The organism is Kribbella sp. NPDC048837 (assembly GCF_055586945.1).
In genome coordinates this window covers 88,743-113,988 of record NZ_JBVJHF010000013.1, presented here as the reverse complement: position 1 = coordinate 113,988, position 25,246 = coordinate 88,743, and the positions used below count along the sequence as shown (strand labels likewise).

The window sequence follows — 25,246 nt, the reverse complement described above, 5'->3', positions numbered from 1 at the left end:
GCGATGAAGCGGAGCCTGCCGGCCCTGGGACTGTTCTTCCTGTCGCCGCTGGTGGCCGAGTTCCTGCTGGGGAACATCCCGATCAGCAAGCTGTTCGCGCTGCTGTTCCTGGCACCGCTGTACGGCGGCGGCGCGGTGGTGATCCGGGAGGTCGTCCGGCGGCGCGGCTGGGGATACCCGAGTGTCGTGGTGCTCGCGCTGGCGTACGCCGTCCTCGAGGAGGGCCTCACCACGCAGTCGCTGTTCAACCCGAACTACGCCGACCTGCGACTGCTGGACCCCGGCCACATCGGGTTCCTCGGCATGGGTGCGCCGTGGACCGTGTTCGTCCTGGCGCTGCACACGGTCTGGAGCATCACCGTGCCGATCGTGATCGTGGAGTCGATGTCGCGCCGGTCGCGTGAGCCCTGGCTGGGCAAGATCGGCTTCAGCGTGTACGTCGCCATCTTCCTGGCCGGGATCGTCGCGACGACCGCCTTCGGGATGAGCAGTGACTCGTTCGTCGCGTCACCGGCCCAGTTCGCCGGCGTCGGCGTCGCCATCGTCGTACTCGTTGCCCTCGGCGCCTGGATCGGCGGCCGCAGCCCTCGCCACACCGCGGGTACGGCGCCGAACGCGTGGCTGGCCGGGGTCACCGGGCTGGTGCTGACCTCGGCGTTCATGCTGGTGAACGACCTGGTGAAGAACGGCTGGCTGCAGGCGAGTCTGATGGCGGCGATCGAGATCCTCGGGGCGGTCGTGATCGTGCGCTGGTCCCGGCGTACCGGCTGGACCCAGCGGCACTCGCTCGCTGTCGCGGGTGGTGCGCTGCTCACCTACGCCTGGCACGCGTTCCCGGAAGCGCCGGTGATGGATGCCTCGCACACGGTCGATCTGGTCGGGAACACGGTCTTCGCCCTCCTCGCGGTGGTGCTCCTGGTGAATGCGACAATCAGGCGTGAAAAGTTCGGTGACTCCTGACACTCGCATCAGTTCGCGACACGTCGGGCTGGCCTTGTTCGCGCTGGCGACCGGTGGTTTCGCGATCGGGACCACCGAGTTCGTCACGATGGGGCTGTTGCCGCAGATCGCCGACGGGGTGGACATCTCGATCCCGACCGCCGGTCACGTCATCTCGGCGTACGCGTTGGGCGTCGTGGTCGGCGCCCCCGTCATCGCGGCGCTGGGTGCGCGGACCGGGCGCAAGCGGCTGCTGCTCGGGCTGGTGGCCGTGTTCGTGCTCGGCAACGTGCTGTCGGCCGTTGCCTCCAGCTACGAGTTCCTGATGGCGGCCCGGTTCCTGACCGGACTGCCGCACGGCGCGTTCTTCGGGATCGGCGCGGTCGTCGGCGCCTCGATGGTGCCGGCCAACCGGCGGGCCTGGGCGGTCTCGATGACGATGGTCGGACTCCCGGTCGCCAACATCGTCGGCGTACCGGTCACCACGTTGATGGGCCAGCGGCTCGGGTGGCAGGCGCCGTTTCTCGCGGTCGGCGTACTGGGGCTGCTCACCCTGGTGGCGGTCTGGTTCTGGGTCGCGCCGCAGTCGGTCGGCAGCGACGTCAACGTCCGCAGCGAACTGAGCGCGCTGTCCCGGCCGCAGGTGTGGATGGCCCTGCTGGTCGGGATGGTCGGCTTCGGCGGCATGTTCGCCACCTACTCCTACATCACCCCGACGATGACGGAACTGGCCGGTTTCTCCGAGGCGGCGGTCACCATCGTGCTGGCCGTTTACGGGGTGGGCATGACCTGCGGCACCGTGGTCGGCGGCCGGCTCGCCGACCGCGCCCTGATGGCGAGCGTGTACGGCGGTCTCGTCGCGGTGGCCGTCGTCCTCGGCACGTTCGGGTGGCTGGCGCAGTCCAAGCCGGGGGCGTTGATCGGGGTGTTCGCGATGGGCTTCTCGGCCAGCATCCTGGTCCCGGCACTGCAGACCCGCTTGATGGACGTCGCCCATGAGGGCCAGTCCCTGGCGGCCTCGCTCAACCACTCCACCCTGAACATCGCCAACGCTCTCGGCGCCTGGCTCGGCGGCGTCGTCCTGGCCGCCGGCTTCGGCTACGAATGGCCGAGCCGGCTCGGCGCCGCACTGGCCGTGGCGGGCCTGGTCCTCGCGCTGATGTCGGGCGCGATGGAACGACGAGGGTCGAATCAGGTGCTTGCCTGACCTCCTGATCACCGGCGACTTGGTTAGATCGGGGTATGGCGACAATGACGTTGGGCGCCGCTGACCTGGTCCGGCGGCGTGGGCTGCGGCAGATGCGGCTGGTGGCGTTGTCGCTGCTGGTGCTGGCCGCCGTGATCTACGTGGCCACCTTGCATCGCAGCGGCGGCTGGGCCTATCTGAACGCGGCCTCCGAGGCGGCGATGGTCGGTGCGCTGGCGGACTGGTTCGCGGTCACCGCGCTGTTCCGGCGGCCGCTCGGGCTGCCGATCCCGCACACCGCGATCGTGCCGACCCGCAAGGACAGCCTGGCCGAGAGCCTCGAGCAGTTCGTCACCGAGAACTTCCTCTCCGAGGAGGTGGTGGCGGAGAAGATGCGCACCGCCGAGGTGAGCCGCCGGGCCGGTGAGTGGCTGGCCGACGGTACCCATGCCGAGCGGATCGTGGCCGAGGGCGCCCGGACGATCGGCGCGGCGCTGCCCAGGCTCGGCGACGACGACGTCACCTCGTTCGTCCGCGGGTCGTTGCTGCCCCGGTTCGTGCAGGAGCCGCTGAGCCCGATTGCCGGGCACTTCCTGCAGGGCGTGGTCGAGGACGGTGCCCACCACGCCCTGTTCGACCTGGTCATGGTCGAGGCGTACGACTGGCTGCGCGACAACCGCGACCTGCTCGCCGACGTGGTCGGCCCGCGGGCGCCGCGCTGGTCACCGCAGTGGGTGGACCGCCTGGTGATCGACCGGATCCACCGGGAAGCGCTGGCCTGGCTGGGCGACGTACGGGACAACCAGTCGCACCCGGCCCGGATGGCGGTCGACCGGCTGCTCGGCCAGCTCGCCGACGACCTGCAGCACGACCCCGAGATGATGGCCCGGTTCGAGGCGTTCAAGGCGCGGATGCTCACCCATCCCGACATGGGTTCCAGCCTGACCGCTGTGTGGGACGCCGTACGCACGGCGCTCATCGACGCGATCGCCGACCCGGCGAGCACGCTGCAGGTCCGCGCCACGGCGGCCCTGCAGGACCTGGGCAAACGGCTCCAGAACGACGAGTCACTGCGGTCGAAGGTCGACGACCGCGCCGCCGAGGCCGTCGGGTACGTCGTCCGCACCTACGGCAGCGAGATCGTCTCGGTCATCTCCGACACCATCGAGCGCTGGGACGGCCGCGAGGCCTCCGCCCGGATCGAGCTGCACGTCGGCCGGGACCTGCAGTTCATCCGGATCAACGGAACCGTCGTCGGCGCCCTCGTCGGACTCCTCATCCACACGATCAGCCAGCTGCTCTAGATCCCGCAGTTCGGCGCGCTCCACGCGTTCGAGGTCCTGATGTCGACGTGAGTGTGGTCGTCGTGGCCGGGGTAGCCGGGGCCGAAGATGCCGCCGAAGCCGTGGTTGCGGGCCTGCTTGGCGAGCGTGCAGAACGAGTGGACCCCGGTCAGATCGGCGGAACGCCCGTACAGGTGCTGGCTGTTGCTCGCGCCGCCGACGGAGTTGTTGCACGGGATGCTGCGGAAGCCACTCGAGATGTTGAGCGCCTGGTCGCCGAGCGCGTGCCGCATCGCCTCGAGCTGCCACATGGTCTGGAGCGCGTTCGCCTTCGTCGCCGCCTCGGACAGCGGGCCGCCGTCGTACCCTGACCCGCCGCAGCCGTCGTCCAGCTCGGCGTACGTGAAGTGGATCGGCGTGCAGTCGTCGTCCTGCAGCGCGTAGATCTTGGTGAACGTGGCCGGTCCGGCGACCCCGTCCGCGCCCAGCCCGTACGCCGACTGGAACCGCTGCACCGCCGCCTTCGTGGCCGGCCCGAAATCACCGTCGGTGGCCAGGTGAGCGCCGTACCCGGGATACCCGGCGACCCGGATCTGCAGCTGCCGCACGTCCTCGCCGGTCATCCCCTGGCTGAGCGTGCGGCCCCAGGTGTAACACCCGTCCGCGTGCGCTTCGATCGTCGTCACGACCTGACTGGTGGTGAGCGTCGCCGCGAACAGCAGCAGGACGGCGAGCAGCCGGGGCAACGGCTTGAGCATGGGTCTGGTGATGGACATCGGACACCTCCGGGGCGGTGAAGGAACCTGTCCCGGACCAGCATTCCGGCACAATCCGCCGTTTGGCCAGTGCTCAGCGAAACTTTCCGACAACGCCCGGCGACGGGCGAGGCAACCATTCGGGCGACCCGGCCGGTCGAGCAGGATGTGAGCATCGACAACGGCGCCGTGGTTGCGCGCGAGACGGGGGTGCGAGTGCGAACCGTGGAGAGCTTCGACGCGTTCGTCGCGGCGCGGTCGCGGGCTCTGCTGCGAACGGCGTACCTGCTGACCCGCGATCATGCGCTCGCCGAGGACCTGGTGCAGACCGCGCTGACGAAGGCCTGGTTCCACTGGTCCCGGATCCGCGAGGACAACCCGGAGCCGTACGTACGCCGGATCCTCGTCACGACGTACTCCTCCTGGTGGCGCCGCCGCTGGACCGGCGAGATCCCGACCGAGGAACTCCCGGAGTCCGTGACGCCGCCCGGCGAGGACCGCCTCGACCTGTGGGACGCCATCGGCCGGCTCCCCCGCCGTCAACGTGCCGTCGTGGTGCTCCGCTTCTACGAAGACCTCACCGAGGCCGAGACCGCGCGCCTGATGGGCACCAGCGTCGGCACCGTGAAGAGCCAGACCACCAAGGGCCTCGCCAGGCTCCGCCTCGACCCAGCCATCACGCCCGCCGCCCGGGAGACCCAGCGATGAACCTCCAGAACCTGCGCGACGAGCTGACCACCCGGGCCGCCACCGCCGACGACCGTCCGACCGACCTGCTCCCGGGCGTCCACGCCAAGATCCGGCGCACCCGCCGGCGCCGCGCCGCCACCGTCCTCGGTGCCGTCGCCGCGATCGCGGCCCTCGCGATCGGCGTCGTACCCGCCCTGCGGACCAGTACGCCGGACCCGGCCGACAAGACGCCGCAGGACTACACCAAGGACGGGATGACGGTCCCCGGCACGATCGGCTCCGACAAGTTGCTCAAGGCATGGATCGGCGGCCGCGGCCAGGACACGACCTCGTTCACCTGGACCCCGACGACGAACTCGATCGCGATCAGCGCGTCCTGCACCGCAGGGAACGGCATGAAGAGCGTCCGGATCCACATCGGCGACTGGCGGGTCACCGAGGCCGGGTGTATCGACGGTCCAGAGGGCTGGAAGTCGAACGAGATCCTGCTGACCCCGGACGCCGCGTTCTGGCTGGACACCCCCGTCGGCAAGCCGGTCGAGGTCAGCGCCGAGATCATCGACTTGGAGACCCGGGAGCCGGGCGCCCAGAACGGGCAGATCGCGATCGGCATCTACTCCGCCCAACTGCCCGACCACGACCCGGATTCCGGCGTCCCGACCCGGGTGGTCCCACCCGCGCCCGGCGACTTCACCGAGAACGGAGTCACCTACCGCGCGAAAGTCGGCGGCGACACCCTGGCCGGCGCGTCGGTCGGCACGACCGAGACCCGCTTCAGCTTCACCGCGACCGGCGCGCCCCTGGTCCTGCACAACTTCTGTACGGCGAACCGCGGCTCGGACACCGTGCTCTACCAGGTGTCCGTGCAACTCGGCAGTCATCCGCCGTACACCTCCACCTGTGACGCGAGTACGACGGATGCCGCGACCCGCAGCAGCCTGACGGTGCCCAGTCCGGCGCCAGCCGGTCAGCGGGTCGACGCGGTCGCCCGGATCGTGCCGGCTCGGGCAAGCGTGCCGGCGGTCCCGGAGGGTTCGCGGCTCGGGCTCGGCATCTACTTCCAGGGCGCCCAGCGGGTGGTCGACGGCGTCTCACTTCCGGAGCGGACCGAGTACGCCGGCTACGAGTACCGCCTCACCGACGTGAAGACGGCGTCGGGTCCGACCGGACAGGTCTCGATCGGCACCCCCGCGGACCAGCCGCACCTGATCGCCTACGGCTCCTCGCCGCTCGGTGCCTCGAGCCGGGTCGAGGGGATCCTGACCGTCGGCACCAAGGACAGCGGGCTCGGCGCCGATCCGGGCAGCGGCGGCGCCTTGGGGATCGCCTGGGACGGGCGTGGGGCCGGGCCGGCCGGCCAGGCCACGCTGACCGTGACCCAGGGCAGACCCACCAAGGGCACGCTGATCCTGGCGGTCTACTTGCCGGCCTAGTGTCCTGAGTCGGAAGTTCGGCGACTCAGGACACTAGATCCAGCTGTGCAGGTCGGCGGCGTCCTTGGCCAGTTGCTCCGGGGAGTCGTCGGCGACGAATTCGAGGAGGGCGTTGATCTCGCGGGGTTCGGCGGCGAGGCGGTCGAGGACCCGGCGCCAGAGGGAGGCCCGTCCCGCGAGCGGGAGGCGGGTGTTGGAGGGCCACCAGGAGAAGACGTGCACAGTGGTGAGCCACGGCATCAGGGCCTCGAGTTGCTCGAGGCACCGGGCGTCGTCGAGGTCGACCGGCGGCTGCCAGTAGGTCTTGAGGTTCGGCGCGCCGACGTCGAGCAGCAGGGTGATGGTCGAGTCGACCTCGTCGGTGAGCGTGTTCCGGTGGAACTCCAGCGCGATCTCGATCCCCGACGCGGCGGCCACGTCAGCCAGCTCGGCCAGCCCGCGGGTCACCGCCATCCGGTCCCCGACGCCGGCTTCCGCCGTACCGACGTTGCCGGCCCAGACCCGGATCCGGGGTGCGCCGAGCGCGACCGCCGTGGCGACCGCGGACCGCATCTCCTCGCGATCGACGCTGCCGGCCCGCAGGTACGAGCCGTACGCCGCGATCTGCAACCCGTGGACCTCGGACAACGCCTTCACCCGCTTGGCGGTGACCAGACTGCCCAGCGGGACGTGCACGTCACCACCCCACTCGATCGCCTCGAGCCCGGCCTTCACGGCCACCTCCACCACCTCGTCGGCCGGCAACTGGCGGAACGTCACCGAGACCAGACCGGTCCTCACACCCACGCGTGCCTCCTCGTATCCACCTCTCTATCCAACCGCATGGCACCAGCCCGTCTCACGTCATGAGCAAAGTAGTTGGATGCCACTGTCGCGCGGGCTTAGTCTGACGGGGTGCCAGAACAGCGAAGAGGATTCACCTACGGGTTCACCGCGTACCTGATCTGGGGCCTCTTCCCGCTGTACTGGAAGCTGCTGGACCACTCCGGCGCGATCGAGCTGCTCGCCCACCGGGTCCTCTGGTCACTGGTGACGATCGCGGTCCTGGTCGCCGTACTGCGGAAGTTCGGCCAGGTGAAGCAACTCCTGCGGGAGCCGCGCCGGCGGTGGCCGCTGATCGCGGCGGCCTTCCTGATCTCGGCGAACTGGGGCACGTACATCTGGGCCGTGAACCACGGCCGGGTGGTGGAGACCTCGCTGGGGTACTTCATCACGCCGCTGTTCACGGTGCTGCTCGGCGTCGTCGTACTGAAGGAGCGGCTGCGGCCGGCGCAGTGGACCGCGCTGGCGATCGCGTTCGTCGCGGTCGTCGGGCTGACCATCGAGAACGGGCGGCCGCCGTGGGTGGCGATCACGCTGACGTTCTCGTTCGGGCTGTACGGGCTGGCCAAGAAGCAGGCCGGCGCCGGGGCGATCGAGGGGATGGCGATCGAGTCCGGCACCGTGGTCCCGCTCGCGCTGGCGGCGATCGTCGTCCTCGGGCTGCAGGGTGACGCGACCGTCACGCACCAAGGGGCCGGCTACCTGGTGCTGGTGTTGCTGACCGGGCCGATCACCGCCGTACCGCTGCTGCTCTTCGGCGCGGCCGCGACGCGGGTCTCGATGACGACGCTGGGCCTGCTGAACTACATCGCGCCGATCATGCAGTTCAGCGTCGGGGTGCTCGTGTTCCACGAGGCGATGTCGACGATGCGGTGGGCCGGGTTCGGCCTGGTCTGGCTCGCGCTGGTGATCTTCACCTGGGACAGCATGAACCGCCGTCGCCGCACGATCGCCCTCGAACGCGCCGCACTCACCGCCTCCGCCGTCTGATCGCTGTCACCACACACTTTCACCTCTTGACCACGGCTATTGAGGACATTTAGTATCCAGGTTATGAAGATGAACGAGGGCGTCGAATGGGCGATGCACAGCTGCGTGAATCTCACCTGGCTGCCCGGCGAGGCGGTCACCGCCAAGCGGCTCGCCGCCTTCTACGAGCTTCCCACGGCGTACCTCAACAAGCAGCTGCAGGCGCTCACCCGGGCCGGCATCCTGTCGTCGGTCTCCGGGCCCAAGGGCGGCTTCCAGCTGGCCCGCGATCCGCGCAACATCACGCTGCTCGACATCGTCGTCGCGATCGACGGCGCCGACGACGCGTTCCGGTGCACCGAGATCCTCAAGGCCGGCCCGGGCGCCGACCAGAAGGCCGACTACCGCAAGATCTGCCTTGTTTCACAGGCGATGCGGGCCGCGGAGCTCACCTACCGCCGCGAACTGGCCGGTACGACGATCGCCGATCTCGCCGCCCGCGTCGAGAAGCAGTTCCCGGCGACACCGGACGGCACCCGCGCCCACTTCGCCAACCTCAAGTCCTGACACCCCGCACGTCCATCCAGACCTAGGAGCTGATTCAAGATGTCCAATGTCCAGAACTCTCCCGTTCTCGTCCGCGCCGCGGACGCCGAGGTCCTGTCCGCCAGTGGTGTCACGCTGTTCGCCGACGTCCCCGACACCGGCGGTCACCTCACCAGCCACCGCTCGATCTTCCAGCCCGGCAAGGAGGGCGCTCCCCCGCACCGGCACCACGAGGCGTCCGAGCTCTTCTTCGTCCTCACGGGCACCCTCCGCGTCCTGACCGGCGACGACCTCGTCACGCTGCACCCGGGCGACTTCCTCGTCGTCCCACCGAACACCCCGCACGCCTTCGAAGCCGCCGGCGACGAGCCCACCGAGGTCCTCTTCGTCCTCACCCACGCCAAGCCCCGCTTCGACTACTACCGCCTCCTCGAGTCCGTCTACCGAGGCGACACCAACCCTGCCGAGCTCGCCAAGACCAGCGACCTCTACGACAACCACTACGTCGAAAGCCCCACCTGGCAGAACCGCCTCACCTGAAGGTGACGTAGAGGCCCCAAGCGCATCACGAGGGGCTTTCGGATCCCTCTCAGACCGAGCGGGTGGCGACCAGGTCGCAGAGGGAGTCGAGGGCCTGGCGGGCGGGGCCGTCGGGGAGGGTGGCGAGGAGTTTGCGGGCGTCGGACGCGCGGCGGCGTACGTCGTCCTCGGCCTGCCGGAACGCCGGGTGAGCGCGGAGGAGGTCGAGGGTCTCGGCCAGGCGGGCGTCGTCGGACAGGTCCGAGTCGAGCAGCTCGAGCAGGCGTACGTCGACGGGGTCCGACGTGTCGGCCTGGGCGCGGAAGATCAGCACCGGCAGGGTGGGGACGCCTTCGCGCAGGTCGGTGCCGGGAGTCTTGCCGGACTGATCGGACTCCGAGGCGATGTCGAGGATGTCGTCGGCGAGCTGGAAGGCCACACCGATCTCCTCGCCGAAGGCCCGCAACGACTCCTGGATCTCGTCGGAAGCTCCGGAGTACCGGGCACCGAAGAGCGCGGACGTCGCGATCAGCGAGCCGGTCTTGTCGGCGACCACCGACAGGTAGTGCTTCAGCGGGTCCTGGCCCTCACCGACGCCGAGGGTCTCGCGGATCTGGCCCTCGACCAGCCGGCCGAAGGTGCGGGCCTGGATCCGGACCGCCTCCGGACCGAGGTCGGCGACCAGGTCGGAAGCCCGGGCGAACAGCCAGTCGCCGGCCAGGATGGCGACCGAGTTGTCCCAGCGGGCGTTCGCGGTGGACGAGCCCCGCCGGAGCGCGGCCTCGTCCATCACGTCGTCGTGGTGCAGGGTCGCGACGTGGGTGAGCTCGACCACCACGGCCGCCTTCACCACGTCGTCGGCCAGTGCCTCCGGCCCGAACTCGGCCGCGAGCAGCACCAGCAACGGCCGGAACCGCTTGCCGCCGGCAACCATGACGTGCCGCGCCGCCGCGGTGACGAACGGCGCCTCGGACTCGGTCGCGTCGTGCAGCGCCTGCTCGACGGTCTCCAGCCCAGCACGAACCCGGGATTCGAGCGCCTCGTCGGCGAACGCGAATCCCAGGCTCTCGGCCGGCAGCGGGGTCGGACTCAACGGATGAACTCACCCGCTCGGGCCGCCAGGTCGAGCACCGGTCCGGGGACCAGGCCGAGCACCACCGTGGCGGCGAGACCGAGTGCGACCGCGCTGGTGGTCTGCCAGCCGGGCAGCGCCACGTCCGGCGCGTCGGCCGGCAGGTCGGAGAAGAACATCAGCACGATCACGCGGACGTAGAAGAACGCCGCGATCAGGCTGCACAGGACGGCGACGACGACCAGTGGCCACGCGCCGCCGCTCCAGGCCGCGCTGAAGACCGCCCACTTGCCGGTGAAGCCCGCGGTCAGCGGGATGCCGGCGAAGGACAGCAGGAAGAACGCGAAGATGCCGGCCAGCAGCGGCGACTTCTTGCCCAGCCCGGCCCACCGGGACAGGTGGGTCGCCTCGCCGCCGGCGTCCCGCACGAGCGTGACGACGGCGAACGCGCCAATGGTCGGGAAGCCGTAGGTGACCAGGTAGAACAGCACCGCCTGGGTCGAGGTGACGCCGGTGGTGATCCCGTTGCCGGACTGCGCGAGCCCGATGAACGCGGTCAGCAGGAAGCCCGCGTGCGCGATCGACGAGTACGCCAGCATCCGCTTCACGTCGGTCTGGGTGATCGCGACGACCGAGCCGACCACCATGGTCAGGATCGCGACGATCCACATCATCGGCGCCCAGTCCCAGCGAGTCCCGCCGAGGGCGACGTAGAAGACCCGCATCAGCCCGATGAACGCGGCGATCTTGGTGCAGGCCGCCATGAACCCGGTGACCGGCGTCGGCGCGCCCTGGTAGACGTCCGGCGTCCACGAGTGGAACGGTACGGCGCCGACCTTGAACAGCAGCCCGACCCCGAGCAGGCCGGTGCCGGCCAGCAGGATCGTGTCGCCACCGGTCTGGGTGGCCAGCGCGTCCGAGATCCCGCCCAGCGACATCGTGCCGGCGAACCCGTACAGCAGCGCGATCCCGAACAGCAGGAACGCCGAGGAGAACGCACCGAGCAGGAAGTACTTCATCGCGGCTTCCTGCGAGATCAGCCGGCGCCGGCGGGCCAGGCCGCAGAGCAGGTACAGCGGCAGCGAGAACACCTCGAGCGCGACGAACAGCACCAGCAGGTCGTTCGACGCCGCGAACAGCATCATGCCGAAGACCGCGAACAGGGTCAGCGGGAAGATCTCGGTGTGCTCGACCTTGGCCGCCGTACCCTCACGCTCGGCCTCGGACCCCGGTACGGCGGCCGCCTGGCCGGCGAACGCGGACAGTCCACCGTCGACCGACCGTTCGGCGAACAGCAGCAGGCTGATCAGCGTCAGCGCCAGCAGGAGGAGCCAGGTGAACAGCGCCGGTCCGTCGACCGAGATCTCACCCTGGGCCGCGATCAGCTCCTTCTTGTCGGCCATCAGGATGCCGCTCAGCACCCCCGCGGCGAGCAGCGCGACCACGGCGATCGCCAGCTGCACCAGGTGCCGCAGCGGCCGGGGCAGGAACGCCTCGACCAGGACGCCGACACACGCCGCACCGAAGACGACGAGCAGCGGAGCCAGCTCGTTGTACTCGATCTTGGGCGCGGTGAAGTCCGCCAGCGGCAGAATCGTCGCGATCACTTCTGTCCCTCCGTCACGGGGATCTGCGGAGCCTTGTCGGTCACGCCCACCCGCTGCATGGTCGCGTCGACCGCGGGCTTGATGATGTCGACCACCGGCTTCGGGTAGATGCCGAGGCCGACGATCAGGACCACCAGCGGAGCGATCGCGAGGATCTCACGCCCGTTCAGGTCCTTGAGCTTCTCGATCCCGTCCCGGACCGGTCCGGTCATCGTCCGTTGGTACATCAGCAGGATGTACAGCGCGGCCAGCACGATGCCGAGCACCGCGATCACCGCGATCGTCTTGTGCCGGCTGAAGGTCCCGGCCAGCACCATGAACTCGGAGATGAACGGCGACAGGCCGGGCAGCGCCAGGCTGGACAGGCCGGCGAACAGGAACGTTCCGGCCAGCACCGGTGCCACCTTCTCCACCCCGCCGTAGTCGGCGATCCGCGCGGACCCGCGCCGGGAGATCAGGTACCCGGCGACGAGGAACAGCGCGGCGGTGGAGAGACCGTGGTTGAACATGTACAGCGTCGATCCGGTCAGGCCCTGCGAGGTGAGCGCGAAGACGCCCATCACGATGAAGCCGAAGTGCGAGATCGAGGTGTACGCGATCAGGCGCTTGATGTCGGTCTGGCCGATCGCCAGCAGGGCGCCGTACAGGACCGAGATCAGTGCCAGCACCAGGACGACCGGCGTGGCCCACTCGGACGCGTTCGGGAACAGGCCCAGGCAGTACCGGATCATCCCGAAGGTGCCGATCTTGTCCAGGATGCCGACCAGCAGGACCGACGTTCCCGGCGTCGCCTCGCCGGCGGCGTCCGGCAGCCAGGTGTGGAACGGCACCATCGGCGCCTTCACCGCAAAGGCGAACATGAAACCGAGGAACAGCCAGCGCTCGGTGTTCTGGCTCATGTCGAGCTTCATCATGTCGCTCAGCAGGTACGACGGCTCGCCCTGCTTGGCCGAGACGACGTACAGACCGACCACCGACGCCAGCATCAGCAGACCGCCGAGCAGCGAGTAGAGCAGGAACTTCACCGCGGCGTACGAGCGCTGCGGGCCGCCGAAGCCACCGATCAGGAAGTACATCGGGATCAGCGTGGCCTCGAACAGCACGTAGAAGAGGAACACGTCGGTGGCGCTGAACACGCCGATCGACAGGGCCTCCAGGCCGAGGACCCAGGCGAAGAAGGACTTCTCCGACCAGCGGCCGTTCTGCGCGTCGTTCCAGGAGGCGATCAGCACGATCGGCGTCAGCAGCGCGGTCAGCACCACCAGGACGACGCCGACACCGTCCAGGCCGAGCGCGTAGTGCGCGCCGAAGGCCTTGATCCAGGTGTACGTCTCGGCGTAGTCCTCGGGGCCGTTGCGCTGGTAGCCGATCGCGACGATCGCGGTCAGCACCAGCGTGACGAGCGAGAAACCGAGCGCGACCTGCTTGGCCAGCAGGGCTTTCGCCCCGGGGACCAGCATCGTCGCTATCGCCCCCACGAACGGCAGGAGCAGTAACAGGGTCAGCCAACCGATGTTCACGACAACCTCACCGCGAGGAGGGCGACGACCACGAGTGCGGCGCCGAAGACCATGCTGAGTGCGTAGGAACGGACGAAGCCCGTCTGGAACCGGCGGAGCCGGCCGGACAGCCCACCGAACAGTGCGGCCAGCCCGTTCACCAGGCCGTCCACACCGCGGTTGTCGAGCCAGACCAGCGTCCGGGTGAGGTACTGCCCCGGGCGCATGAAGACGGCCTCGTTGAGCGCGTCGCCGTACAGGTCACGGCGGGCGAAGGTGGTGACCGGCGAGACCCGGACCGGCGCCTCGCGCGGGATGTCCCGGCGGAACAGCACGACTCCGATCGCGGCGCCGACGATCACCACCGCGAGGATGATCAGCGTCATCGCCAGCGCGCCGATCGCCGGTTCGGCCTCCTCGAAGCCGGTCACCGGCTCCAGCCAGTCGACGATCCAGTGGCCGACGAAGTAGAGCGCGCCGCCGACCAGCGAGAGGATCGCCAGGATGATCAGCGGACCGGTCATCACGTTGGGCGACTCGTGCGGGTGCACGTCCTTCTCCCAGCGCTTCTCGCCGAAGAAGGTCATCATCATCAGCCGCGTCATGTAGAACGCGGTGATCCCGGCGCCGAGCAGCGCGCACAGACCGACCACGGTGTTCTCCGCGAAGGCGACCTCGATGATGTGGTCCTTGCTGAAGAAGCCGGAGAACGGCGGGATGCCCAGGATCGCCAGGTAGCCGAAGGCGAAGGTGACGAAGGTGACCTTCATGTACTTCGCCAGGCCGCCGTACCGCCGCATGTCCACGTCGTCGTTCATGCCGTGCATGACCGAGCCGGCGCCGAGGAACATGTTGGCCTTGAAGAAGCCGTGCGTGAGCAGGTGGAAGATCGCGAAGGCGTAACCCACCGGGCCGAGACCCGCGGCAATCATCATGTAGCCGATCTGGCTCATCGTCGAACCGGCCAGCGCCTTCTTGATGTCGTCCTTGGCGCAACCGATGATCGCACCGACCAGCGCGGTGACCGTCCCGACGATCACCACCGCGGTGGACGCGGTGTCGGTGACCTCGTAGATCGCGTTCGAGCGGACCACCAGGTACACGCCCGCGGTGACCATGGTCGCCGCGTGAATGAGGGCCGACACCGGGGTCGGGCCCTCCATCGCGTCCAGCAGCCAGGACTGCAGCGGCACCTGCGCGGACTTGCCGCAGGCGGCCAGCAGCAGCATCAGGCCGAGCAGCGTGGCCCAGGTGCTCGAGAGGTGCTCGGCGCCGGCGTCCACCGTGGCGAAGGCCGAGGAGCCGAACAGCGCCCACATGCTCATCACCGCGAGCGACAGCCCGATGTCACCGACCCGGTTCACCACGAACGCCTTCTTCGCGGCGACCGCGGCCGAGTTCTTGTGCTGCCAGAACCCGATCAGCAGGTACGACGCCAGGCCGACACCCTCCCAGCCGACGAACACCAGCAGGTAATCGGCCGCGAGGACCAGCAGCAGCATCGACGCGATGAACAGGTTCAGGTAGCCGAAGAACCGGCGCCGCCGCGCGTCGTGCTCCATGTAGCCGATCGAGTAGATGTGGATCAGCGATCCCACACCGGTGATCAGCAGCACGAACAGGATCGAGAGCGGATCGATCAGCAGGCTGAACTCCACCTTGATGCTGCCGACCGAGAACCACTCGAACAGGTTGATCGTCTCGGCACGCTGGTCGCTGGCCTTGGCCTGCATCTGGAAGAACAGGACGACGCCGAAGGCGAAGGAGATCAGCGGTGCCAGCGTCCCCAGCAGGTGACCCCACGCGTTGGTGGCCTTGCCACCCAGCAGCAGGATCGCCGCGGACACGGCCGGGACCGCGACCAGCAGCCACGTCAGCTCATGACTCATCGGTGCTTACCTCAGTACTTGAGCAGGTTGGCGTCGTCGACCGAGGCCGAGCGACGGGTGCGGAAGATGGCCATGATGATCGCCAGCCCGATCACGACCTCGGCCGCGGCCACCACCATCACGAAGAAGGCGGCGATCTGGCCGTCGAGGTTGCCGTGCTGACGGGCGAAGCTGACGAACGCGAGGTTGGTCGCGTTCAGCATCAGCTCCACACACATGAAGACGACGATCGCGTTGCGGCGTACCAGCACGCCCAACGCACCGATACTGAAAAGGATCGCCGCGAGCACGATGTACGGCTCGGTCGTCATGCCTTCTCTCCTTCACCGGAGTCTTCGGAGTCGCCCGCGTCGAGCTTGCGGACCTCTTCGATGTCCGAGCGCTCGTCGGCTTCGGGGAACACGGTGCCACGTGCCTGGAGCACGCGCGAAACCGAGGTCGGTGCGATCGACCCGTCGGGCAGCAGCGCCGGGGTGTCGACGGCGTTGTGCCGCGCCAGTACGCCGGGAGTCGGCAGCGGACCCGGGTGGATCCCGTGCTCGGCGTACTTGCGGATCCGCTCCTCGGCGTGGTCGCGCTGCGTCCGCTTCTTGGTCAGCCGCTCGCGGTGCGCCAGCATCATCGCGCCCAGCGCCGCGGTGATCAGCAGCGCCGAGGTGACCTCGAAGGCGAACACGTACTTGCCGAACAGCAGCTGCGCGATGCCCTTCGGGTTCCCGTCCGGCTGCGCGTCGGCCAGCCCGACCGGGTTGCCGTAGATCGCGTTGCCGACGGCGGCGACCAGCAGGGCGCCGAAGCCGAGGAACGCGATACCGGCCAGCAGCCGCTGGCCGCGGATCGTCTCGACCAGGGAGTCGGACGCGTCCACGCCGACCAGCATCAGCACGAACAGGAACAGCATCAGGATCGCGCCGGTGTAGACGATGATCTGGACGGCGAACAGGAACGGCGCCTCCTGCGCGGCGTACTGCACCGCGAGGCAGATCATCACCGTCGCGAGCAGCAGCGCCGAGTGCACCGCCTTCCGGACCAGGACCATCGCGATCGCGGCCAGGATCATCACCGGCGCCAGCAACCAGAAGGCGAACTGCCCACCGGTGACCAGGGGGACCATCATTTGGCGTCACCACTCTCAGCCGGTACGGCGGCACCGGTCAGACCGAGGTAGTAGTCCTTCTCGGTGGTGCCGAGCTGCATGTCGTGCGGCGGCTCCTGCATCCCCGGGAGCATCGGCGCCAGCAGGTCCTTCTTCTCGTAGATGAGGGACGCACGGGTGCTGTCGGCGAGCTCGTACTCGTTGGTCATCGTGAGCGCCCGGGTCGGGCAGGCCTCGATGCACAGACCGCAGAGGATGCAGCGCAGGTAGTTGATCTGGTAGACGCGACCGTAGCGCTCACCAGGAGAGAACCGGCCGCCGTCGGTGTTGTCCGCACCCTCGACGTAGATCGCGTCCGCGGGGCAGGCCCACGCGCACAGCTCACAGCCGATGCACTTCTCCAGACCGTCCGGCCAGCGGTTCAGCTGGTGCCGGCCGTGGAAGCGGGGCGCGGTCGGCTTCTTCTCGAACGGGTACTGCTCGGTGAACACCTTGCGGAACATCGTCCGGAAGGTGACCCCGAACCCGGCTACCGGATCCCAGAGGGACTCTTTGACTGTCTTCTTCTCAGCCACGGCTGACATCCGCCTCTTTTCGGCTCGGAGTCTGGACGGCCTGCGGTGGTGGCACCGGGAAGCCGCCGGCGAAGGCGTCGAAGTCCTCGCCCTCGGGGACCTCGGTCTGGTCGGGCTTGGGCTTCTGCGGCACGAACAGGCTGACGACCGCGATCAGCAGCACGACACCGGCGGCCACCAGCAGGGTGGTGCGGCTGAAGGTGGTCTCCCGGCCGACCGCGCGAACGGTCGCGACCAGCAGGATCCAGGCCAGCGAGATCGGGATCAGGATCTTCCACCCGAGCTTCATGAACTGGTCGTAGCGCAGTCGCGGCAGCGTTCCGCGCAGCCAGATGTAGAAGAAGATGAAGCCCATCAGCTTGCCCATGAACCACAGCACCGGCCAGTAGCCGGAGTTCGCGCCGTCCCAGATCGAGATCGGCCACGGGGCCCGCCAGCCGCCCAGGAACAGCGTGGTGGCGAGCGCCGACACGGTGGCCATGTTGATGTACTCGGCCAGGAAGAACATCGCGTACTTGATCGAGGAGTACTCGGTCAGGAAGCCGGCCACCAGCTCGCCCTCGGCCTCCGGCAGGTCGAACGGCGCCCGGTTCGTCTCGCCGATCATCGAGACCACGTAGATCACGAACGACGGGAAGAGCAGGAACGCGTACCACCCGGGCAGCGGGATCGCCGCACCGAACAGGTGCACGGTCTGGTGCGACTGCGCCGCGACGATCTCCGAGGTGGACATCGAGCCGGCGAACAGGAACACCGTCACCAGCGCCAGGCCCATGCCGACCTCGTACGAGATCATCTGCGCGCTGGACCGCAGACCACCGAGCAGCGAGTACGTCGAGTTCGACGACCAGCCACCGAGCACGATGCCGTAGATGCCGATCGAGGCGACCGCCATCACGTACAGCACCGAGACCGGCAGGTCGGTGAGCTGGAGCCGGGTGTAGGTGTCGGTGAACGGGATCTTCACCGTCGGGCCGAACGGGATCACCGCGAAGGTGAGGAAGGCCGGGATCGCGACGATCGCCGGCGCCAGGACGAAGACGAGCCGGTCGACGCCCTTCGGCATCAGGTCTTCCTTGAGCATCAGCTTGACGCCGTCGGCCAGTGACTGCAGCAGACCCTGCGGTCCGTGCACGTTCGGGCCGATCCGCTGCTGCATCCGGGCCACGACCCGGCGCTCCCACCAGATGTTGAAGAGCGTCAGCACCACCAGGAAGACGAAGATGAACAGCACCTTGATGAGGATCACCCACCAGGGGTCGTGACCGACCCCGGCGTCCGGCACCGCGAGCGGGATGAGGCTCATGCGTTCCCTCCGGCGATCGTGACGATCGAGCCATGGTCTGCGTGCAGGGACCGTCGGACATGGGAGTCGGCCGAGTTGGCCGGCAGCCAGACCACGTTGTCGGTCATCGGGGTGACGACCACCACCGGCAGCCGGATCGAGCCGGCGTCGGTGCTCACCACCAGCTCGTCCCCGGCGGCGACACCGACCCGGCGCGCGGTGGTCACCGACACCCGGGCGACCGGCTTGCGCGCGGTCGCGGTCAGGTGCGGCTCACCGTCGTTCGCACGGCTCTCGTCGATCAGCATCCGCCAGGTCGCCAGGCGGGTGGAGTCGAACGCGCCGAGCGACGGACCGGCCTGGTACGTCGGCTCCTGCGCGCGGTCCCCGTCCCAGCGGCCGAGCTCGTCGAACTCCTTCTTCGCCCCGGCCGGAGTGCTGAAGCCGAGCGGGCGGTCCATCTCCTGCGCCAGCGCGGCCAGCGCCCGGACGTCCGGCATCGCGGCCGGGACCTTCAGCACCACCGGGAACGGCCGCTCGCGACCCTCCCAGTTGACGAAGGTGCCGTCCTTCTCCACCGGCGGAACCACCGGGAAGATCACGTCGGCGTGCTCGGTCACCTGCGAGTTGCGGACCTCGAAGCTGACCACGAACGGCGCGGCCTCGAGCGCGGCCAGCGCCGCGGCCGGGTCGGGCAGGTCGTCGATCTCGACGCCCGCGACCACCAGCGCCCGCAGCGATCCCGCGGTCGCGACGATCTCGGTCAGGTCCTTGCCGACGGTCGCCGGCAGGCCGTCCACGCCCCAGGCGGCCTGCATGTCGACCCGCGCGTGCGGGTCGGACACCAGCCGGCCACCGGGCAGCAGCGTCGGCAGGCACCCGGCCTCGAGCGCACCGCGGTCACCCGCGCGCCGCGGGATCCAGGCCAGCTGCGCGCCCGTGTCGAGCGCCAGCCGCAGCGCGGTCGAGTACCCACCCGGGGCACTCGCCAGCCGCTCGCCCACGATGATGATCGAGTCCGCGCCGAGCGCCGCGCGGGCAGCCGCTCCGGCCTCACCCGCGTTGCCGAGGTCGGCCAGTACTGCGGCCTCCGTGCCGGGCGAGGTGTGGACGACGACACCGTTGAGCTTCTCGACGCCGCGCGATCCGTACGCCGCGAGCGTGAAGACCTTGGTCCCGTGGGTCTTGACGCCCTTGCGGAGCCGGAGGAACACCGACGGCGCTTCCTCCTCGGGCTCGAACCCGGCGAGCAGCACGGATCCGGCCTGCTCCAGGTCGGCGAACGTCGTACCGAGACCGGTGCCGGCCACCGCGGCGGCGAGGAAGTCCGCCTCCTCCGCGGAGTGCGGCCGAGCCCGGAAGTCGATGTCGTTGGTGCCGAGGGCGACCCGGGCGAACTTCGAGTACGCGTAGGCGTCCTCGAGGGTCAGCCGGCCACCGGTCAGCACGGCCGCGTTGCCGCGGGCCGCGGTCAGCTTCTCCGCCGCGAAGGTCAGCGCCTCCGGCCAGGACGCCGGCCGCAGCTCGCCGTCCTCGCGGATCAGCGGGTGGGTCAGCCGGTCACCGGTGCTCGCGTAGTTGAACGCGAACCGGTCCTTGTCGGAGATCCACTCCTCGTTGACCTGCGGGTCGTCACCGGCGAGCCGGCGCATCACCTTGCCGCGCCGGTAGTCGACCCGGATCGCGGCACCGGAGCTGTCGTGCTCCGCCACCGACGGAACCGAGACCAGGTCGAACGGCCGGGACCGGAACCGGTACGCCGCACTCGTCAGCGCACCGACCGGGCAGATCTGGATCGTGTTGCCGGAGAAGTAGCTCTCGAACGGCTCCTTCTCGTAGATGCCGACCTGCTGCAGCGCACCGCGCTCGACCAGCGCGATGAACGGGTCACCGGCGATCTGCTCGGAGAACCGGGTGCAGCGCGCGCAGAGGATGCAGCGCTCCCGGTCCAGCAGCACCTCGGCCGAGATGTTGATCGGCTTGGGGTAGGTCCGCTTGATCTCGTGGAACCGGCTCTCGCCGCCACCGTTGGTCATCGCCTGGTTCTGCAGCGGGCACTCGCCGCCCTTGTCGCAGACCGGGCAGTCCAGCGGGTGGTTGATCAGCAGGAACTCCATGTTCCCGTGCTGCGCCTTGTCCGCCACCGGCGAGGACACCTGGGTCCGGACCACCATGCCGTCGGCGACGGTGATCGTGCAGGAGGCCTGCGGCTTGGGCATCCCCCGGCCGTTCCCGGCGTCGGTGATCTCGACCAGGCACTGCCGGCAGGCGCCGACCGGGTCGAGCAGCGGGTGGTCGCAGAACCGCGGGATCTGGATCCCGATCTGCTCCGCCGCCCGGATCAGCAGAGTGTTCTTGGGAACCTTCACCTCGATGTCGTCGATGGTGACCGTCACCAGGTCGGTGCGCGCCACCTCCGACCCGGCCGGCGGGTTCGCTTGGATCGTCATGCGCTTGCTCCAGCGGTAGCGAAGACAGTGCTTGCCATCGGGTCGAACGGGCAGCCGCCGTTCTCGAAGTGCGCCAGGTACTCGTCCTTGAAGTGCTGGATCGAGCTGGTGATCGGCGCGGTCGCGCCGTCGGCCAGCGCGCAGAACGAGCGGCCGGTGATGTTCTCGCACAGGTCGAGCAGAGTGACCAGGTCCTCCTCGGTGCCCTTGCCGTGCTCCAGCCGCTCAAGGATCTGCACCAGCCACCACGTGCCCTCGCGGCACGGGGTGCACTTGCCACAGGACTCGTGCTTGTAGAACTCGGTCCACCGCAGCACGGCGCGCACCACGCAGGTGGTGTCGTCGAAGATCTGCAGTGCCTTGGTGCCCAGCATCGAGCCGACCGAGCCGACGCCCTCGTAGTCCAGCGGGACGTCGAGATGCTCGGCGGTCAGCAGCGGCGTGGACGAACCACCCGGCGTCCAGAACTTCAGCTCGTGGCCCGCCCGGACACCGCCGGCCAGGTCGATCAGCTGCCGCAGCGTGATGCCCATCGGGGCCTCGTACTGCCCCGGGCGGGTGACGTGCCCGGACAGCGAGTACAGCGTCATGCCCTTGGACTTCTCGGTGCCCATCGAGGAGAACCAGTCCGCGCCGTTCTTGATGATGACGGGAACCGACGCGATCGACTCGACGTTGTTGATGACAGTGGGCGAGCCGTACAGACCCGCCACCGCCGGGAACGGAGGACGCAGCCGAGGTTGACCACGACGTCCTTCCAGCGAGTCCAGCAGCGCCGTCTCCTCGCCGCAGATGTAGGCGCCGGCACCGGCGTGCACGATCACGTCCAGGTCGTAGCCGCTGCCGAGGATGTTCTGCCCGATGAACCCGGCCTCCTTGGCCTCGGCGACCGCCTGCTGCAGCCGGCGGACCACGTGCAGGACCTCACCGCGGACGTAGATGAACGCGGCACTCGCGCGGATCGCGTAGGACGCGATGATGACACCCTCGACCAGCGTGTGCGGCGAGGCGAGCATCAGCGGGATGTCCTTGCAGGTGCCGGGCTCGGACTCGTCCGCGTTCACCACCAGGTACTTCGGCTTCGGGTTGTCCTGCGGGATGAACGACCACTTCATCCCGGTCGGGAAGCCCGCGCCACCACGGCCGCGCAGACCGGAGTCCTTGACGGCGGCGACCACGTCGGCCGGCTGCATCTGCAGCGCCGTCCGGAGCGCGTCGTACCCGCCGGAACGCTGGTACGACGAGAGCTGCCAGGAACGGATCTGGTCCCAGTTGTCGGACAGTACCGGGGTCAGCATGGTCAGTCCTCCTTCTGGGTCCGGTCGGACCGGGACGGCTGCCCCGGCGCGGTCCAGTTGCGCTCGCGGGCGAGCCGGAGGCCGGCCAGCGTCGCCTTGCCACCGGTCGGGCCCTCGTCGGCCCGGCCGTCGGGGAAGCCGGCCAGCACCCGCTCGGCCTCGCGCCAGGTGCAGATCGTGGCACCGCGCGGCGACTTCACCTCGTTGCCCGCACGCAGGTCGTCGACCAGCTGGGTCGCCGACTCCGGCGTCATGTCGTCGAAGAACTCCCAGTTCACCATCATCACCGGCGCGTAGTCGCAGGCGGCGTTGCACTCCAGGTGCTCGAGGGTGATCCTGCCGTCCTCGGTGGTCTCGTCGTTGCCGACGTCGAGGTGCTGCTTGAGCCGCTCGAAGATCAGGTCGCCGCCCATCACGGCGCACAGGGTGTTGGTGCAGACCCCGACGTGGTAGTCGCCGACCGGGCGGCGCTTGTACATCGTGTAGAAGGTCGCCACCGCGGACACCTCGGCACCGGTCAGCCCGAGCACCTCGGCACACGCCTCGATGCCCTCCGGGGTGACCCGGCCCTCGACCGACTGCACCAGGTGCAGCATCGGCAGCAGCGCGGACCGGCCGACCGGGTACCGGGCGGCCAGCTCGCGCATCTCCGCGATCGTGGTGTCGGTGATCTTCGAGTCACCGGTGCTGTACGGCACCGGCTTGTCGGTCGCAGTCGCGTGGTTCTCGGCCATCTATCGGTCCACTCCACCCATCACCGGGTCAAGGCTGGCGACGGCGACGATCACGTCGGCGACCTGTGCGCCCTCGCACATGATCGGCATCGCCTGCAGGTTTGCGAAGGACGGGTCACGGAAGTGCGCCCGGTACGGCTTGGTGCCGCCGTCGGAGACCAGGTGGCAGCCGAGCTCGCCGCGCGGCGACTCCAGCGCCACGTAGGCCTGGCCGGCCGGCACCCGGAAGCCCTCGGTGACCAGCTTGAAGTGATGGATCAGCGCTTCCATCGACTCGCCCATGATGTGCTTGATGTGGTCGAGGGAGTTGCCCATCCCGTCGGAGCCGACGGCCAGCTGGCTCGGCCAGCCGATCTTCTTGTCGGCCACCATCACCGGCTGGCCGTCCATCTTCTCCAGCCGGTCGGCGCACTGCTCGACGATCTTCAGGGACTCGTGCATCTCCTGCAGCCGGACCCGGAACCGCCCGTAGGAGTCCGAGGAGTCCCAGGTCGGTACGTCGAAGTCGTACGTCTCGTACCCGCAGTAGGGCTGGGACTTGCGCAGATCCATCGCGTATCCGGTCGAGCGCAGCGGCGGGCCGGAGATGCCCAGCGCCATGCAGCCGGCCAGATCGAGGTAGCCGACGTTCTGCAGCCGCGCCTTGAAGATCGGGTTGGCGTTGCAGAGGTCGGCGTACTCCGGCAGGTGCTTGTTCATCCAGGTGATGTACTCGCGGATCTTGTCCAGCGCACCCGGGGGCAGGTCCTGTGCGACGCCGCCCGGCCGGATGAACGCGTGGTTCATCCGCAGGCCGGTGATCAGCTCGAACAGGTCGAGCGTCATCTCGCGCTCACGGAAGCCGATCGTCATGACGGTCAGCGCGCCGATCTCCATACCGCCGGTGGCGATGCAGACCAGGTGGCTGCTGATCCGGTTGAGCTCCATCAGGAGCACCCGCATCACGTTGGCCTTCTCCGGGATCTGGTCCTCGATCCCGAGCAGCTTCTCGACCGCCAGGCAGTACGCCGTCTCGTTGTAGAACGGCGACAGGTAGTCCATCCGGGTGCAGAACGTGACGCCCTGCGTCCAGGAGCGGAACTCCATGTTCTTCTCGATACCGGTGTGCAGGTAGCCGATGCCGCAGCGGGCCTCGGTCACCGTCTCGCCGTCGAGCTCGAGGATCAGCCGGAGCACGCCGTGGGTGGACGGGTGCTGCGGGCCCATGTTGACGACGACGCGCTCTTCCGGCTCCTCGCCGAGACCGGCGACCACCGAGTCCCAGTCCTGTCCGGTGACGGAGAAGACCTTGCCCTCGGTGGTGTCCCGGGTCGTCGCGTACGGATCTGTAGTGGTCATCAGTTGTACGACCTCCGCGTGTCGGGCGGTGGGATGACAGCGCCCTTGTACTCGACGTCGATACCGCCGAGCGGGTAGTCCTTGCGTTGCGGGTGACCCGGCCAGTCGTCGGGCATCTGGATCCGGGTCAGCGCCGGATGTCCGTCGAAGACGATGCCGAAGAAGTCCCAGGTCTCCCGCTCGTGCCAGTCGTTGGCCGGGTAGATCGAGACGATCGACGGGATGTGCGGGTCGGCGTCCGGCGCCGAGACCTCGAGCCGGATCCGCCGGTTGTGCGTGATCGACAGCAGGTGGTAGACGGCGTGCAACTCCCGGCCGGTCTCGTTCGGGTAGTGCACCCCGCTGACGCCGGAGCAGAACTCGAACCGCAGCGACTCGTCGTCGCGCAGGTGCCGGCAGACCTCGACCAGGTGCTCCCGGGCGATGTGCAGGGTCAGCTCGTTGCGGTCGACCACGACCTTCTCGAGCGCGCCGTCGGCGGCCAGGCCCTCGAGCCGGTCGGTCGCGCCGTCGAACCAGGAGCCGTACGGCTTCGGCGTACCACCGGGCAGGGCGACCTGACGGCGCAGGCCGCCGAAGCCGGAGGTGTCACCGGTGCCGCGGACACCGAACATGCCCTCCCGCTGGTCGACGACCTCCGCCGACGGGGTCTGAGCGTCCCCGGGCGCCGAAGTCGCCGGCAGGTTCTCGGGTTGCGTGTCGCTCACCGGAGAAGACCCTTCATCTCGATCGTGGGCGCGGCGGTCAGGGCCGCGGCCTCCTGCTCGGCCTGCAGCGCCTTCTTGTGGGCGCCGAGCTTGCTGTGCTGGATCTGGTCGTGGATCTTCAGGAACGCGTCCAGCAGCATCTCCGGCCGCGGCGGGCAGCCGGGCAGGTACATGTCGACCGGGACGACGTGGTCCACGCCCTGGACGACCGCGTAGTTGTTGAACATGCCGCCGGAGGACGCGCAGACACCCATCGCCAGCACCCACTTCGGGTTCGGCATCTGGTCGTAGATCTGGCGCAGCACCGGAGCCATCTTCTGGCTCACCCGGCCGGCCACGATCATCAGGTCGGCCTGCCGCGGCGAGGCCCGGAAGACCTCCATGCCGAACCGGGCGGCGTCGTACCGCGGCGCCCCGGTGGTCATCATCTCGATCGCGCAGCAGGCCAGGCCGAAGGTTGCCGGCCACAACGATGCCTTGCGCATGTAGCCGAGCACGCCTTCGACGGTGGTCAGCAAGACGCCGGCGGGAAGCTGTTCCTCAAGACCCATGAT

The 25,246-nt window shown here is 69.0% G+C and carries 24 protein-coding genes; 8 read left to right on the top strand and 16 right to left on the bottom strand.

The genetic code is table 11. The features are described from left to right. Positions 1-3 precede the first annotated feature (3 nt). From ACZ6O0_RS41450 to ACZ6O0_RS41440, 3 genes are read left to right on the top strand one after another with little or no spacing between them, the layout of a single operon-like run. Complete coding sequence (locus tag ACZ6O0_RS41450) at positions 4-960, top strand: hypothetical protein (protein ID WP_465770575.1); 957 nt, start codon at positions 4-6, stop codon at positions 958-960. Further along, positions 950-2,146 carry an MFS transporter gene (locus ACZ6O0_RS41445; RefSeq protein ID WP_465770574.1) on the top strand — a complete coding sequence of 399 codons (1,197 nt, stop codon included), beginning with the start codon at positions 950-952 and terminating at the stop codon, positions 2,144-2,146. The genes ACZ6O0_RS41450 and ACZ6O0_RS41445 overlap by 11 nt, the downstream gene beginning before the upstream one ends. A 35-nt stretch (positions 2,147-2,181) precedes the next feature. Further along, positions 2,182-3,429 carry a DUF445 domain-containing protein gene (locus tag ACZ6O0_RS41440; RefSeq protein WP_465770573.1) on the top strand — a complete coding sequence of 416 codons (1,248 nt, stop codon included), beginning with the start codon at positions 2,182-2,184 and terminating at the stop codon, positions 3,427-3,429. On the opposite strand, the gene ACZ6O0_RS41435 is transcribed toward ACZ6O0_RS41440, so the two are convergent. Further along, a complete protein-coding gene (locus tag ACZ6O0_RS41435; RefSeq protein ID WP_465770572.1) occupies positions 3,426-4,184 on the bottom strand; it encodes a D-Ala-D-Ala carboxypeptidase family metallohydrolase in 759 nt (252 codons plus the stop codon). The genes ACZ6O0_RS41440 and ACZ6O0_RS41435 overlap by 4 nt on opposite strands. 147 nt (positions 4,185-4,331) lie before the next feature. Between ACZ6O0_RS41435 and ACZ6O0_RS41430 the strand changes: the two genes are divergently transcribed. After that, on the top strand, positions 4,332-4,871 hold the full coding sequence (locus tag ACZ6O0_RS41430) for a SigE family RNA polymerase sigma factor (protein ID WP_465770571.1): 540 nt from the start codon (positions 4,332-4,334) through the stop codon (positions 4,869-4,871). After that, a complete protein-coding gene (locus ACZ6O0_RS41425; RefSeq protein ID WP_465770570.1) occupies positions 4,868-6,286 on the top strand; it encodes a hypothetical protein in 1,419 nt (472 codons plus the stop codon). The genes ACZ6O0_RS41430 and ACZ6O0_RS41425 overlap by 4 nt, the downstream gene beginning before the upstream one ends. A 33-nt stretch (positions 6,287-6,319) precedes the next feature. Here ACZ6O0_RS41425 and ACZ6O0_RS41420 read toward each other — a convergent pair whose 3' ends face one another. Continuing rightward, positions 6,320-7,072, bottom strand: coding sequence for a sugar phosphate isomerase/epimerase family protein (locus ACZ6O0_RS41420; RefSeq protein ID WP_465770569.1), 753 nt, complete (start codon positions 7,070-7,072; stop codon positions 6,320-6,322). A gap of 108 nt (positions 7,073-7,180) precedes the next feature. Here ACZ6O0_RS41420 and rarD point away from each other — a divergent pair, with 108 nt between their 5' ends. The 3 genes from rarD to ACZ6O0_RS41405 all read left to right on the top strand — a co-directional run bounded on the left by rarD (position 7,181) and on the right by ACZ6O0_RS41405 (position 9,163). After that, a complete protein-coding gene (gene rarD / locus ACZ6O0_RS41415) occupies positions 7,181-8,098 on the top strand; it encodes an EamA family transporter RarD (protein WP_465770568.1) in 918 nt (305 codons plus the stop codon). Between the two features lie 63 nt (positions 8,099-8,161). Further along, entirely contained in the window at positions 8,162-8,644 is a 483-nt protein-coding gene (locus ACZ6O0_RS41410) for an RrF2 family transcriptional regulator (RefSeq protein ID WP_465770567.1), read from the top strand. A gap of 39 nt (positions 8,645-8,683) precedes the next feature. Further along, entirely contained in the window at positions 8,684-9,163 is a 480-nt protein-coding gene (locus tag ACZ6O0_RS41405; protein WP_465770566.1) for a cupin domain-containing protein, read from the top strand. A gap of 49 nt (positions 9,164-9,212) precedes the next feature. On the opposite strand, the gene ACZ6O0_RS41400 is transcribed toward ACZ6O0_RS41405, so the two are convergent. Genes ACZ6O0_RS41400 through ACZ6O0_RS41335 form a run of 14 tightly spaced genes read right to left on the bottom strand, consistent with a single transcriptional unit; the run spans position 9,213 to position 25,243 of the window. Further along, positions 9,213-10,205, bottom strand: a complete 993-nt coding sequence (locus ACZ6O0_RS41400; protein ID WP_465770594.1) for a polyprenyl synthetase family protein — start codon at positions 10,203-10,205, stop codon at positions 9,213-9,215. A gap of 26 nt (positions 10,206-10,231) precedes the next feature. After that, entirely contained in the window at positions 10,232-11,818 is a 1,587-nt protein-coding gene (gene nuoN / locus ACZ6O0_RS41395; RefSeq protein ID WP_465770593.1) for an NADH-quinone oxidoreductase subunit NuoN, read from the bottom strand. After that, positions 11,818-13,341: an NADH-quinone oxidoreductase subunit M gene (locus ACZ6O0_RS41390; protein WP_465770565.1), complete on the bottom strand. Its 1,524-nt coding sequence runs from the start codon at positions 13,339-13,341 to the stop codon at positions 11,818-11,820. The genes nuoN and ACZ6O0_RS41390 overlap by 1 nt, the downstream gene beginning before the upstream one ends. Then, positions 13,338-15,209, bottom strand: coding sequence for an NADH-quinone oxidoreductase subunit L (nuoL, locus tag ACZ6O0_RS41385; protein ID WP_465770564.1), 1,872 nt, complete (start codon positions 15,207-15,209; stop codon positions 13,338-13,340). Before nuoL ends, ACZ6O0_RS41390 begins: the two co-directional genes overlap by 4 nt. 11 nt (positions 15,210-15,220) lie before the next feature. Continuing rightward, positions 15,221-15,520, bottom strand: coding sequence for an NADH-quinone oxidoreductase subunit NuoK (gene nuoK, locus ACZ6O0_RS41380; RefSeq protein WP_130384807.1), 300 nt, complete (start codon positions 15,518-15,520; stop codon positions 15,221-15,223). After that, positions 15,517-16,323, bottom strand: coding sequence for an NADH-quinone oxidoreductase subunit J (locus ACZ6O0_RS41375; protein ID WP_465770592.1), 807 nt, complete (start codon positions 16,321-16,323; stop codon positions 15,517-15,519). Before ACZ6O0_RS41375 ends, nuoK begins: the two co-directional genes overlap by 4 nt. Continuing rightward, the gene (nuoI, locus tag ACZ6O0_RS41370; RefSeq protein WP_465770563.1) at positions 16,323-16,889 is read right to left on the bottom strand and encodes an NADH-quinone oxidoreductase subunit NuoI; all 567 of its coding nucleotides are present in this window, start codon (positions 16,887-16,889) and stop codon (positions 16,323-16,325) included. The genes ACZ6O0_RS41375 and nuoI overlap by 1 nt, the downstream gene beginning before the upstream one ends. Next, on the bottom strand, positions 16,873-18,186 hold the full coding sequence (gene nuoH / locus ACZ6O0_RS41365; RefSeq protein ID WP_465770562.1) for an NADH-quinone oxidoreductase subunit NuoH: 1,314 nt from the start codon (positions 18,184-18,186) through the stop codon (positions 16,873-16,875). The genes nuoI and nuoH overlap by 17 nt, the downstream gene beginning before the upstream one ends. Further along, positions 18,183-20,615, bottom strand: coding sequence for an NADH-quinone oxidoreductase subunit G (locus ACZ6O0_RS41360; protein ID WP_465770560.1), 2,433 nt, complete (start codon positions 20,613-20,615; stop codon positions 18,183-18,185). Before ACZ6O0_RS41360 ends, nuoH begins: the two co-directional genes overlap by 4 nt. After that, positions 20,612-21,913: an NADH-quinone oxidoreductase subunit NuoF gene (nuoF, locus tag ACZ6O0_RS41355; RefSeq protein WP_465770559.1), complete on the bottom strand. Its 1,302-nt coding sequence runs from the start codon at positions 21,911-21,913 to the stop codon at positions 20,612-20,614. The genes ACZ6O0_RS41360 and nuoF overlap by 4 nt, the downstream gene beginning before the upstream one ends. Before the next feature lie 2 nt (positions 21,914-21,915). Then, complete coding sequence (gene nuoE / locus ACZ6O0_RS41350; RefSeq protein WP_465770558.1) at positions 21,916-22,647, bottom strand: NADH-quinone oxidoreductase subunit NuoE; 732 nt, start codon at positions 22,645-22,647, stop codon at positions 21,916-21,918. Then, positions 22,648-23,985 carry an NADH-quinone oxidoreductase subunit D gene (locus ACZ6O0_RS41345; protein WP_465770557.1) on the bottom strand — a complete coding sequence of 446 codons (1,338 nt, stop codon included), beginning with the start codon at positions 23,983-23,985 and terminating at the stop codon, positions 22,648-22,650. Then, complete coding sequence (locus ACZ6O0_RS41340; protein ID WP_465770556.1) at positions 23,985-24,692, bottom strand: NADH-quinone oxidoreductase subunit C; 708 nt, start codon at positions 24,690-24,692, stop codon at positions 23,985-23,987. The genes ACZ6O0_RS41345 and ACZ6O0_RS41340 overlap by 1 nt, the downstream gene beginning before the upstream one ends. Beyond that, entirely contained in the window at positions 24,689-25,243 is a 555-nt protein-coding gene (locus ACZ6O0_RS41335; RefSeq protein ID WP_465770555.1) for a NuoB/complex I 20 kDa subunit family protein, read from the bottom strand. Before ACZ6O0_RS41335 ends, ACZ6O0_RS41340 begins: the two co-directional genes overlap by 4 nt. Positions 25,244-25,246: the final 3 nt, after the last annotated feature.